The sequence below is a fragment of the Bacillus sp. FSL R9-9834 genome (genome assembly GCF_038006905.1).
Lineage (GTDB): Bacteria > Bacillota > Bacilli > Bacillales > Bacillaceae_G > Bacillus_A > Bacillus_A pacificus.
This window is the reverse complement of sequence record NZ_JBBOWD010000001.1, coordinates 923,733-935,742: the sequence shown is the minus strand read 5'-3', so window position 1 is coordinate 935,742 and position 12,010 is coordinate 923,733. Positions and strand designations below refer to the sequence as shown.

Below are 12,010 nucleotides of genomic sequence, written 5' to 3'. Positions count from 1 at the left end.
GAGCCGTATACTTGGAGACAAGTACGTACGGTTCGGGGGGGAGTATTTGGAAACCTATCATAGAAATATGACAAGGCGCTGGGTGCTTACCCTACCTTTTATCTCTTCCGGCAAGAAGACTCCATCTGATTTGTGTTACGGGTGAAACCCAACAATTCAGGTGGAGATGAATTGCCGTCAGCAGGTAGGCTGAACGCTTTTGTTTCGTTCATAACAATTTTCGAGGGCGAATGTTTGTTTCTTTTTGTCCTACGATATTATGTAGATAAGAAGGGAATAGATTGTAAGGCAACGAAATTAGATAATGATTATCATTCAGCTACTTAAGCCAAAAGTAATGAATACGCTTAATGAACTTTCTAAGAAAGGTGGTGAACACAATGGCTAGAAAGAAGGCAGTGAAAGTATTACGGAAACAAAAGAAAAGAGAAACGATGCAACGGTTCACGCAGAAACAGAATATCGGACGAGCTTGCCTTACTGCAAAAGAATTTCGTTTACTTCAGCGCATGGCGCATAGTTCAAAAGCACTGCGAAATGTTGGGTTGTACACGATAAAACAAAGTTATTTGAACGATAATAAAATGGCTACTGTAAAAGAAGTGGACACTGCCATGCAAGCAGATATGAACTACTGGGGGATTCAATCAAACTCTGTTCAAGCGATTCGTAGAACCTTATTTACAGAAGTGAAGAGCTTTTTTAAAGCGTTGGAACAGTGGAAGAAAAATCCTGAGAAGTTCACAGGTCGTCCGAAGTTTCCGAATTATTCTCGTTCCACTGACAAACGAATCATTGAAATCTATCAAGTGCCAAAAGTGGATGAGAACGGGTATTGGATCATTCCAATGAATGTTGCATTCAGAAAAAAATTCGGTTCCATTAAAATACGTATGCCGAAAAACTTAAGAAATAAAAAAATCTCCTACATTGAGATTGTACCTAAGCAAAAAGGTCGGTTCTTTGAGGTGCATTATACATATGAAATGCACGTCTCTCAAATGAAGAAACAACCCACGACTACGAGTAACGCTTTGAGTTGCGATTTAGGTGTAGACAGATTAGTAAGTTGCGTAACAACTACAGGTGATGCCTTCTTAATTGATGGAAAAAAACTAAAATCCATTAACCAATACTTCAACAAAGTGATACGTAATCTACAACAGAAAAATATGGAGAATGGCCTTTCGAAACGAATTGTAACGAATAAAATGGCCGCACTTTGGCATAAACGAGAAAGACAAATAAACGGTTACATTGCACAAACGGTAGGTCTATTGTTCAAAAAAGTGAAAGAATTCAATATAGATACGATTATTGTAGGGTATAACGCTGGTTGGAAACAAAAATCTCATATGGGGAAAAAGAATAATCAAAAGTTTGTGCAAATCCCATTTCAGAAATTGATTGCAGCGATTGAGAATAAATGTGTAAAAGAAGGCATTCGCTTTTTTAAACAAGAAGAAAGCTATACTTCAAAAGCTAGTTTTCTTGATAAAGATCCGGTTCCGGTTTGGTCTAAGGATGATAAGACGCAGTATCGCTTTAGTGGCAAACGAATTACGCGTGGTCTGTATCAAAGTAAAGCAGGAACATGTATCCATGCTGATATTAATGGTGCGCTGAATACATTGAAAAAGTCAGGAGTTGTAGAATTGGATGACAATCTCAAAGTGAAAACGCCGATTCTATTAGAAGTGCAAAAACGTAAGGCTATTGCTTTGTGCATAGCTTAGTGGGTGCGTCAACCATCCATGTGTACTCGACTTGTCGGGGCTTGTAGCACACGCCGGATTCATCTGAGTGGTGGCTTCTTCTGCAAGGAAGAACTGCTCTTTTTCGAAAGGGTGGTGCAAGTGGGAAAGCAATCGTTCGTTGCCAGTACCAACCAAAAACATACTTGGGGTGTTACCATAAGGTGGCATGAGTGCTAGAGCGTCAAACTGTCTAGAGATAGACGAAAAGACCTAGTGTTTGAACTCAAGCCCCCACTGAAACGCCTCATCTCAGTGGGGGTAGTTGACAGCTGGCATAAAAGAAAGAGATTTAGCTGTTTGCAGTGCTAACTGTTCCACTTGGCGCTTCGTATCAACGGACTGAATGTACACAAATATTCCCGCTAATAGGAGAACGATAAATAAAATTAACGCGATAATTAAGCTTACTATTTTCGTTTGTAATGACACTTTGCGTAATTTCTTCATACTCCATATCCTTTGATAAAATATTCAAAACTATCAATCTCCTTTCCCTATTATTATGACAAAACGAATAATGAAGCAACTATAAAAACTCTCCATGTACATAAAGTACAAAAAGAATAAAATTGTCATAATATTGAGATTTCATTCTATAGACAGTACAATTCAACTACAATGAACACGCTTTCATAATTATCATTTTATTACTAAGCAAGAGGAGGAATGATTATGGCTCAAGCAAAATCTAATCGAGTCGCCGGCAATATTTTCAAAGGTTCTGTCGGCAATTTAATTGAATGGTACGATTGGTACGTTTACTCTGCCTTCGCTGTTTACTTCTCAGCAGAGTTCTTTCCTAAAGGAGATCCGACGAGTCAGTTACTGAACACGGCAGCTATTTTCGCAGTTGGATTTTTAATGCGCCCTATCGGAAGTTTATTAATGGGACGTTATGCGGATCGGCACGGACGCCGGGCAGCATTAACGCTTTCCATTACGGTTATGGCCGGTGGTTCTTTCATTATCGCCTGTACACCTAGTTACGAAAGCATCGGTATTATGGCACCAATTATTTTAGTTCTTGCCCGTTTACTACAAGGGTTATCACTCGGCGGAGAGTACGGAACTTCCGCAACGTATTTATCTGAAATGGCTAGTAGTGGTCGCCGTGGCTTTTATTCAAGCTTCCAATATGTAACGCTCGTTGCTGGGCAAATGGTTGCGTTAGGCGTTCAAATTGTTCTTCAACAATTACTAAGCGAGCCAGATATGAAAGCTTGGGGCTGGCGCATTCCGTTCATTATTGGAGCGATGGGCGCAGTAGCTGTATTATGGCTTCGCCGCACGATGGATGAATCGGAGCAGTTCTCAAACATAAAATCGCAAAAACGAGAAAGCGCAGGAACTGTTCGCGCTCTTATGAAACACCCGAAAGCAGTATTAACAGTAGTCGGCCTAACATTAGGAGGCACTGTCGCATTTTATACGTACACAACATATTTACAAAAGTTCATGGTAAACACAGTCGGACTTCCAAAAGAAGTTGTAAGCTGGATTAACTTTGTCGCACTACTTATTTTCGTCGTACTTCAACCAATTGCGGGGTTACTATCCGATAAAATTGGACGCCGCCCACTATTAATGGCATTCGGTATTCTCGGAACGTTACTAACAGCGCCAATCTTCTTCTTTATGGAAAAAACGTCAGAACCAATCGTAGCATTTTTACTCATGATGGTCGGCCTTATTATCGTTACTGGTTACACATCGATTAACGCAATTGTAAAAGCAGAACTCTTCCCAACTGAAATTCGCGCACTTGGCGTAGGTTTACCATATGCGTTAACAGTTGCGATATTCGGTGGAACAGCAGAATTCATCGCATTATGGCTAAAGAGTATCGGAATGGAGTCACTATTCTACTTCTACGTAGCCGGATGTATCGCGATCAGCTTTATTACGTATTGGCGTATGGATGAGTCATCGAAGACTTCGCAGATTGAGGCGGAGCTTGGTGGTAGGGATAAACTAGCTAATAATAAATCTAGTTAAAATTATGTATTCTATGATCTTCGTTTATCTGAAAAAGTATAATTCATTAATATGCAATTTAAAAACCTCTACTTATATGTAGAGGTTTTTTAACTTTATAATAGAAAAGATATTCAAATTTACTTTTCTTCTTTTTTGATTATGACATGTATTATTTATAATAAATCATTATGAAACGAAAAAAAGAAGATTATAGAGATAACATCTCATGTGTATCAACTTAAGAAAAATAAATACCTACTCTATAAGATTCACCAAGCTCAAGTATTTTCTCATTTAAAGCCTTGAAATGCCGTAAAATACTTGAGCTATTGTTTTGCACTAAAACTTGAAGCCTGTCTAACATTTACATATATGTATAGATGTCATTCGAAAACACTGGCGGTTCGTTTCATTTCGTGGTAAATTAAACCAATTGAAGTATAAAAATCATTTCCAAAATGAAGATAATAATTTATAAATATAGTTAACATTCTATTCTTAGTAAGAGGTTAAACAAGGTGATACTTTAAATCATTTAGAAGTTTTCTATCTAATTATCCTAAAGTTGAGTGGTGAAACTAATATGAGCCAATGGCTATGTAATGATAAAATGGTAGACCACGATTTTGGCGGTTGCATATTAAAATTTTTATTAGGTATGAGTATGATTTTTATACTTATTCTATATCCTATTTATTGGCTGTTTTTTCAAGAAAACGAAAAACCAATTGTAAAAAACACGTCATCCAACCAAGCAAATCACATAGAAATTACGGGGATTTCATATGGACATCTCTTCGATGATAAATACATAAAAATTTACTTTAAAGAAAAAAACAAACTTGTAGAGAAAATAAAAATAAGGGTGGCTAATTTTAATATTGTTAATAGTTCAGACCTTTATGAAATTTCATGGAAAGATAATACTAAAGTTTCAATAGTGATGAAATTTGAATATGAAACTAAAACATTGGAATATGATTTCGAAACGGAAAAAATGGGTGGATATATGAACAGCACAAATAATAACTTATTATAGCCTAATATTCCAAATATATAGGATACACTTCCAAATCGTAAAAACTTTTTCCTACTATTTATATTAAAACAACGAAAGGGGGGTGACACTTTGAACAAGTGAGCTATATTATCTTTAGCTTGTGTACCTTACACTCTTTTAACTATAGTAAATGAAGATACATTAGAAATAGGTGGCTCAGCAAATATATTTTGGAAGATTGGATTATTTGCACCACTTTTGTACTAGAACCTTCTTTTTTGCTTTGTTCTTTGAGATATGCTGTTTCTTCTTTTGGAGTAGCTAATCTTTTTGCTTTTCCCGTACTTTCTCCACCTGCTTGCTCCCACATATAATTATGTTCCTCAACCGCTTGAGAAAAATCACCTTTTTCCCAACGATTTAAAATCTCAACATATTTTTCTTTTTCAATTATTTTATCGCTTTGATCTAACAAGTGACGAAGCTTTTTAATATTCTCAGGGGACATTACGATAAAACCAATCTTTTTATCAGCTATTACTTTTTGATGCAACATTTTGTGCATAGAGTCGATTATGACACCCTCAGAGTTGATCAAATCGTCAATTTCCTCACCTTTGGCATCAACTGTGCTCTCTTGTATTTGCTTATTTTCACTTCCAGGATTGAAAAACATTCCTACCATATATCCTATAAATATACCAAATACCACGATACTAACTACAATCATCGAAAACTTTTTCCATCTATCCATTTGCAATATCCCTCCTAGAAAGCACCTTAATATTTGCACTTTGTAGTAATTGGAGCATAAACTTAACTACTATTCTATATTTTGTATCTTGTTCAAGAACATTACAATAATTTTCTATCTCTTTTCTCTTCCTCCGATAAACAACTTAAGTTTTCAATCAATCCAATAACATTGATTTATATAAAGAGCTATTTTAAATCAAAAGATAGTACAACGAAATGTTTAAAGAACAATGTATGTAATGGGCGACAAAAAAAACCTTACAATTATATCGAACATGACAACTTTATCGAAACAGAGACTTTTATATAGGAAAGCATTTTGTTTAAACTCATAACACTCAAGGTTGATAAAAGACTCGTATAGACTCTTTTGTCGTTTATTAAATATCTAAGTCAAATTATTGTACATCTATTATTAAAATAATTATTTTTTAAATTTATCAATTACTTCAGTATTGGCTCAATTTATATCCTAAGCTTTTATAAATTAAGCCCATACCTACAACATTAAGTGTCCCTATCGAAAAATTATATCCTCTTTTAATACTTCAATATATTCATATAGCCATTTGCAATCAGAAACAATACTAGTCTATTTACCTCTCTTCGATTTCTATTTATAATATTTCCAACCTTCCCTAGTAATTTTCATTTCATTAGGATAATTAACTAAAAAGTAATCAACTAATTTATAGAAACACAAAATATCATTACATACAGATACTAGATATAAGAAACTTTTATTTTTTAATTTTAAATTTATGAAAAAAAGAAAATAAGACTCTTACCCAAAGTAAATCTAAGTTAATAAACATATTACGCTTATAAGCACAAATTATTTATTAATTTACAAATGATTGGTTTTAATGTAATAATAAGATAAAATAGTTATCTGAATTTATGGATTTGGAATAAAATGTCTGATGTAGAAATTTTTGTTTCAAATGAAGGTACCCAATATATTTGGCACAGGGGACAAGAAAAGATTGTTAAACTTACTGATGAGGAAGTTAAATTAATAGGATTTAAAGTAAGATTAATGGAAGACAAAGAAATCCTCAACAGACAATCTGGGAATGGTATATCTATGGGAATACCTATAAAATTAAACAATGATAGATTAATAGAGATTAAAGATATGCTTGTTACTGTGCTAAAAAGTGGACCTTTTATAGACATTGAAACACATGTTATTGATAGATTAGTGTTAGATTCTTTATTGGATGAAGAGGATTCACAGAAAAGAGGGTGGGAAGACGAAGAAGATGTTAAAAATTGTGTTCTGACTGCAAAAAAAGTAGTTGGAGTACGATTAAATGTAAACCATCAACACCCTGAAAATACTAACAAGATTAAACACCTACATCCACATTTAGCTCTGGTGATTTCAGGAAAAAAAGAGAATGGTAGTGGTCGTCTCGTTTTGGTAATATTAAATGAAAATACAATTAATGTAATAACGATATTATAAAAATTTTATTTATAGTGTATAATTTAAGTAATATATAGCATAATTTATAATAATTAAGAAATGAGGTGGGGTTATGTTATTGGCTGAGAGACAAAAAAAACAAAGAGTTGAAACACCATGTAGATGTGGATCTAATGCTAGTCTACAAATTGGAACAGTTGAACATTTGGTTGGTAAATCTCAAATTTTAATACACAATATTCCCCATTACTATTGTTCTTTTTGTGGAAGAAAATCGTATGATATAAATATGAAAGTTACACCTTTTTTAAAGATTGCTTATAAACGCGGTTTAAAAGAATTTGATTGGAATCAGAAAGATTCATTACTTTAAATAAAAGGACTACAATCTTTAGAATTGTAGTCCTCTTATTTTTTATATGTTACTTACTATACTCAATATTTTTGCATTGATTCATCCTTTCATTTCTATTAGACACATCTTCTTAAATACAAAACACAACTCAAAAACTTGCAAGAATACATCTCCAATTCATAATAGGCCATATGTTTCAGTTCCAACTTTAAGTGGAGACGTTCTCAATTTCAATTTCATAATTCATCACCTCATCCCCACTATATGCAAGAAAGCATTGTGGACCACCCCATTCGATAAAAAATGGAATGCACAGTTTTCCCATCCTTCTCAAAACGAACTTCCTTAATTAAAATCCCTCGTTCTATACAATCTATCATTTCATGTATCGTTAACCACTTTAAAACATCACTTTCTCTTTTCCTTACATTAGGTGAATAAAAGTTTTTTGTAATAGTAGTAGAAACATCCGAAACCTCTTCTTCACTAAAAAGAAGCTCTGCTGTTTTTATAATCTTACGCGGGGTCTGCTTTATAATGGGGAGAGTTGTGATACCTTGTTCTTTTTTTATATACAACTCATCAATCTTTTCAGCACTTTTCATTACATACAATTGAACAAATTGTATACCATTCATACTGTCACTTCCTTACTTACAAGCTATTTCCATTGTAACATAAGCTCGCATCACTCTTTCTACCAATGAATGCCATACCTTTAAAAAATATATCAACGATTATCCAATTATATCGATCGCAACTCCGAATATATCGACGATTCGACACAACATATCGACTTACCGACATTTTTCGCAAAAACCACCAACCAATCCCACACCAGCACCCACGCTCCCTACAAAAGAAAAAAGCACCAGGTCCCCCAGTGCTTTTCCCCCACTCTAAAACAAATGACAAGCCACCTCATGCCCCTTCGCAATCTCGACCATCTTCGGTACTTCTTGTGCGCATTTTTCAGTGGCGAATTTGCAGCGCGTTCTGAATTTGCAGCCGGATGGTGAGTTGAGTGGGCTTGGTACTTCTCCCTCTAGAATGATCCGATCTTTCCCTGTTTTTGTTGGATCTGGTTCTGGCATGGATGAGAGTAGTGCTTGTGTGTATGGATGTGCCGGTTTTGTGTATAGGTCTTCACTGTCGGCAATTTCTACTATGTTTCCTAAGTACATGACTCCGATTCGGTCTGATATGTGTCTTACCATGGATAAGTCATGTGCGATGAATAAGTATGTGACACCTGTTTCCTCTTGGATGTCTTGCAGCATGTTTACGACTTGTGCTTGGACTGAGACATCTAGTGCTGAGATTGGTTCGTCACATAAAATAAAATCTGGTTTTACAGATAGTGCACGCGCAATGCTGATGCGCTGGCGCTGGCCTCCGCTAAATTCGTGCGGGTAGCGGTATAAGTGTTCTTCTTTTAAGCCTACCTTTTTGAGCAGGTCTAAGATGATTTCTTTTTGTTCTTCTTTTTCATAAGATCCGTGAATGTTCATTGGCTCACTAATAATTTGGAATACATTCATCGACGGGTTTAATGATGCGTATGGATCTTGGAAAATGATTTGCATTCGTTTTCGATATTCTTTTAGTTCACTTTCTTTTAAACTTGCGATATCTTTTCCGTCGAATAAAACGTTACCTGAAGTAACGTCGTGTAAACGAATGATACTTCTTCCTGTCGTTGATTTTCCGCAGCCCGATTCTCCTACTAACCCGAATGTCTCACCCTTTTTAATTGTGAAGCTTAAGTCATCCACCGCTTTTAATTGCTCCGTTTTTCTGCCGAATAGTCCTTTTTTAATAGGAAAATACTTTTTTAAGTTCCGAACTTCAATTAAGTTTTCTTCATGCATGGGAATCACCTACTGTCTTATCGTTTAACCAGCACATAGAGCGTCTTTCATTTCCAATTTCAAAATATGGCGGACGTTCTTTTTCACAAATGTCCATCGCATGCGGGCAACGCTCTGCGAACGGGCAACCTTTTGGCGGGTTTAATAAGTTTGGTGTTACACCTTGAATGGGCGCGAGTCTTTCTTTTACGCCGTTCGATATTTTTGGCAAAGAGTTTAGTAACCCTTTCGTATACGGATGATTCGGTGATTGGAAAATATCAAGTACAGGTCCTTCTTCCATAATAAGCCCGCCATACATAACGATAACGCGTGTACAGTTTTGTGCGACTATTCCTAAGTCATGCGTAATAAGAAGTAACGCCATGTTCGTTTCGTTTTTTAAGTTTTTCATTAAATCTAGTATTTGTGCTTGTATCGTTACATCAAGCGCTGTCGTCGGTTCGTCCGCAATGAGAAGGTCTGGATTACAAGACATCGCCATCGCAATCATAACCCGCTGCTTCATACCGCCGCTTAGTTCATGCGGATATTGTTTTATCCTTTCTTCTGGTGACGAAAGACCGACTTGTTTTAACAAGTTGATCGCAATTCGCTCTGCTTCTTTCTTTTTTACTTTTTGATGCCGTATAATTACTTCCGTCATTTGCTTTCCAATTTTCACGACTGGATTTAGCGCCGACATTGGATCTTGGGATATAAGTGAAATTTGATTTCCTCTAATAGAACGCAATTCTTTCTCAGATTTAGAAAGGATGTTTTCATTATGAAAAAGGATTTCCCCTTCTTTCACTTTTCCTGGTGACGTAACGAGAGACATAACAGACTTCGCCATTACACTCTTCCCGCTTCCAGATTCCCCAACGATACCAACTACTTCTCCTTTATTTAAGCGAAATGTAACGCCTCGAACAGCTTCTACTTCTCCGCTTTCTATGAAAAAAGAAGTCTTTAAATTATTCACTTCTAATAGTTTTTCAGACACGCTTCTCACTCCTTTCACGTAACACTTTAGTTTTCATTTCCAGCTCCTTTTGGCGCGAAAGCTTTCTTCAATGCTTCACCAATTACGTTAAAGCTAAGTACCGTTAAAAGAATAAGGAATCCTGGGAAGAGTGTTAAATACCAAGCTTCACCAATATATCCTTGCGCATTGTTTAGCATGCTGCCCCAAGAAGAATCTGGTTCTCTAATACCTAACCCTAAGAAGCTAAGTGATGATTCCATTAAAATCGATGTCGCAATTGTTAATGTCGCAGCGATAATAATGGTTGATAAAATGTTTGGAATGATATGTCTTACAATAATTGTGAGTGATTTTTGTCCTGATACTTTTGCATATAAAACATACTCCCGCTCTTTTACGGATAGCGTTTCTGCCCTTACAATACGAGCGGTGTCCATCCATGTTAGTAATCCAATAATAAGAACTAACGTCGTAATCCCTGGTTTTAAATAAGCATTTAATAACAGCATTAAGAAAAATGATGGAATTGACATAAGTACTTCAACAATTCGCATTAAAAAGTTGTCTAACTTTCCGCCAAAATATCCGCTAATTGTTCCAACTGCGGTACCGATTGTAATAGAAACAACCATCGCTAGAAAACCGACCGCAAGTGAAACTCTTCCGCCATATAACGCCCTCGTTAAATAATCCCTTCCGTAATCATCCGTTCCGAAAGGATGACTCATACTCGGTTCTTGTAAACGATCTGGAATCGACATTTTACTAGGATCATACGGTGATACAAATGCAAATATCGATGCAATCGTTAAAACCGCCAGTATAATAACTCCCATTAGTACAAACTTATTTTTCGTAAAACTACTTTTTATCGTTTGAAATCTCCTATTATTCATTCCAAATCACCCCCTCATTCGAATGCGCGGATCTACTACGCCATATAAAATATCAGCAATTAAGTTACCGAGAATTAACATGAAGGACGATAGTAATGTAATTGCCATAATAATTGGATAATCAAATCTAAAAATAGCATTTACCCCAAGTGAACCAAGACCCGGCCATGAGAATACTGTTTCCGTAATGAACGCTCCGCCTACTAAACTTGGAATAGATAATCCGAAAATTGTAATGATTGGTATTAATACATTTCGAAGTACGTGATTAAATAAAACGGTTTTCTTCGAAGCACCGTACGCATATTGAATTTGTACATAGTCTTCTTCTAATTGTTGAATTGTACTGGAACGAATATATCTCATATAAACAGAAACGTTTTGGAACGCAAGCACCATACAAGGTAAAATACCGTGCTGCACAATATCCAAGAAGGAATCTTGACCGACTGTACGCATACCCATACTTGGAAGAAGGTTCAACTTTAAAGAGAATAAATAGATTAATAGTAAAGCGAACCAAAAGACTGGCATTGAGATTCCCACATAAGAAATAAAGTTTACAATGCGATCAAAGATAGAATTCTTTTTCACACCTGTAAGTAGTCCAAGCGGGATTGCAATTACAAATGAGACGAGTAAAGACGATCCCATTAAGCCGATTGTCGCAGGTAACCTTTCTACAATAAGATCTAAAACTGGACGATGGTTTTGAAGTGAATAACCAAAGTTCCCTGTTACAATATTTTTTAACCATAAAATATACTGCATATAAATTGGTTGATCGAGCCCTAAACTTCTACGAATACGCTCAACATCAATTGGACTCATATTCGGCGTGACAAAGTTTCGAACAGGATCACCCGGTGCTAGTTTTATTAATAAAAAAGAGATAATAGAAATAACAAATAAAAGCGGAATTGCATTTAAAAGCCTCTTCGCAATTACTTTATACACAAACTTCCCCCCTCAAGCTAAAGAAGCTGATTTCCACCAGCT

12 protein-coding genes and 1 pseudogene are annotated in these 12,010 nt (G+C 35.7%); 5 read left to right on the top strand and 8 right to left on the bottom strand.

What is annotated here, in order from left to right:
* Positions 1–380: 380 nt before the first annotated feature.
* Positions 381–1,736: an RNA-guided endonuclease TnpB family protein gene (locus MKY00_RS04795; protein WP_262739028.1), complete on the top strand. Its 1,356-nt coding sequence runs from the start codon at positions 381–383 to the stop codon at positions 1,734–1,736.
* Positions 1,737–2,021: 285 nt separating this feature from the next.
* On the opposite strand, the pseudogene MKY00_RS04790 reads toward MKY00_RS04795, so the two are convergent.
* Positions 2,022–2,204, bottom strand: a pseudogene (locus MKY00_RS04790) (sensor histidine kinase); the annotation flags it as partial.
* Positions 2,205–2,429: 225 nt separating this feature from the next.
* On the opposite strand from MKY00_RS04790, the gene MKY00_RS04785 reads away from it, so the two are divergent.
* Together MKY00_RS04785 and MKY00_RS04780 are read left to right on the top strand one after the other, a co-directional pair.
* A complete protein-coding gene (locus tag MKY00_RS04785; protein WP_016716617.1) occupies positions 2,430–3,752 on the top strand; it encodes an MFS transporter in 1,323 nt (440 codons plus the stop codon).
* 565 nt (positions 3,753–4,317) lie between these two features.
* Positions 4,318–4,773: a hypothetical protein gene (locus tag MKY00_RS04780; RefSeq protein WP_016716616.1), complete on the top strand. Its 456-nt coding sequence runs from the start codon at positions 4,318–4,320 to the stop codon at positions 4,771–4,773.
* 142 nt (positions 4,774–4,915) lie between these two features.
* Here the strand turns inward: MKY00_RS04780 and MKY00_RS04775 are convergent, their stop codons facing one another.
* Entirely contained in the window at positions 4,916–5,488 is a 573-nt protein-coding gene (locus MKY00_RS04775) for a PRK06770 family protein (RefSeq protein WP_016716615.1), read from the bottom strand.
* A gap of 918 nt (positions 5,489–6,406) precedes the next feature.
* Between MKY00_RS04775 and MKY00_RS04770 the strand changes: the two genes are divergently transcribed.
* Together MKY00_RS04770 and MKY00_RS04765 are read left to right on the top strand one after the other, a co-directional pair.
* Complete coding sequence (locus MKY00_RS04770) at positions 6,407–6,961, top strand: hypothetical protein (RefSeq protein WP_016716614.1); 555 nt, start codon at positions 6,407–6,409, stop codon at positions 6,959–6,961.
* Between the two features lie 73 nt (positions 6,962–7,034).
* Positions 7,035–7,295: a YgiT-type zinc finger protein gene (locus tag MKY00_RS04765; RefSeq protein WP_016716613.1), complete on the top strand. Its 261-nt coding sequence runs from the start codon at positions 7,035–7,037 to the stop codon at positions 7,293–7,295.
* Positions 7,296–7,537: 242 nt separating this feature from the next.
* Here the strand turns inward: MKY00_RS04765 and MKY00_RS04760 are convergent, their stop codons facing one another.
* Genes MKY00_RS04760 through MKY00_RS04735 form a run of 6 tightly spaced genes read right to left on the bottom strand, consistent with a single transcriptional unit; the run spans position 7,538 to position 11,968 of the window.
* Positions 7,538–7,915: a hypothetical protein gene (locus MKY00_RS04760; RefSeq protein ID WP_016716612.1), complete on the bottom strand. Its 378-nt coding sequence runs from the start codon at positions 7,913–7,915 to the stop codon at positions 7,538–7,540.
* A gap of 16 nt (positions 7,916–7,931) precedes the next feature.
* Positions 7,932–8,192, bottom strand: a complete 261-nt coding sequence (locus MKY00_RS04755) for a hypothetical protein (RefSeq protein ID WP_016716611.1) — start codon at positions 8,190–8,192, stop codon at positions 7,932–7,934.
* On the bottom strand, positions 8,177–9,148 hold the full coding sequence (locus tag MKY00_RS04750; protein ID WP_000544145.1) for an ABC transporter ATP-binding protein: 972 nt from the start codon (positions 9,146–9,148) through the stop codon (positions 8,177–8,179). The genes MKY00_RS04755 and MKY00_RS04750 overlap by 16 nt, the downstream gene beginning before the upstream one ends.
* Complete coding sequence (locus MKY00_RS04745; protein ID WP_016716610.1) at positions 9,141–10,133, bottom strand: ABC transporter ATP-binding protein; 993 nt, start codon at positions 10,131–10,133, stop codon at positions 9,141–9,143. The genes MKY00_RS04750 and MKY00_RS04745 overlap by 8 nt, the downstream gene beginning before the upstream one ends.
* A gap of 26 nt (positions 10,134–10,159) precedes the next feature.
* Positions 10,160–11,011: an ABC transporter permease gene (locus tag MKY00_RS04740; RefSeq protein ID WP_001065306.1), complete on the bottom strand. Its 852-nt coding sequence runs from the start codon at positions 11,009–11,011 to the stop codon at positions 10,160–10,162.
* A gap of 6 nt (positions 11,012–11,017) precedes the next feature.
* Positions 11,018–11,968, bottom strand: a complete 951-nt coding sequence (locus tag MKY00_RS04735) for an ABC transporter permease (protein WP_016716609.1) — start codon at positions 11,966–11,968, stop codon at positions 11,018–11,020.
* Between the last annotated feature and the right edge of the window lie 42 nt (positions 11,969–12,010).

Coding starts and splice junctions, on each gene's coding strand:
- MKY00_RS04795 (WP_262739028.1), top strand. CDS start 381: ATGGCTAGAAAGAAGGCAGTGAAAGTATTACGGAAACAAAAGAAAAGA.
- MKY00_RS04785 (WP_016716617.1), top strand. CDS start 2,430: ATGGCTCAAGCAAAATCTAATCGAGTCGCCGGCAATATTTTCAAAGGT.
- MKY00_RS04780 (WP_016716616.1), top strand. CDS start 4,318: ATGAGCCAATGGCTATGTAATGATAAAATGGTAGACCACGATTTTGGC.
- MKY00_RS04775 (WP_016716615.1), bottom strand. CDS start 5,488: ATGGATAGATGGAAAAAGTTTTCGATGATTGTAGTTAGTATCGTGGTA.
- MKY00_RS04770 (WP_016716614.1), top strand. CDS start 6,407: ATGTCTGATGTAGAAATTTTTGTTTCAAATGAAGGTACCCAATATATT.
- MKY00_RS04765 (WP_016716613.1), top strand. CDS start 7,035: ATGTTATTGGCTGAGAGACAAAAAAAACAAAGAGTTGAAACACCATGT.
- MKY00_RS04760 (WP_016716612.1), bottom strand. CDS start 7,915: ATGAATGGTATACAATTTGTTCAATTGTATGTAATGAAAAGTGCTGAA.
- MKY00_RS04750 (WP_000544145.1), bottom strand. CDS start 9,148: ATGCATGAAGAAAACTTAATTGAAGTTCGGAACTTAAAAAAGTATTTT.
- MKY00_RS04740 (WP_001065306.1), bottom strand. CDS start 11,011: ATGAATAATAGGAGATTTCAAACGATAAAAAGTAGTTTTACGAAAAAT.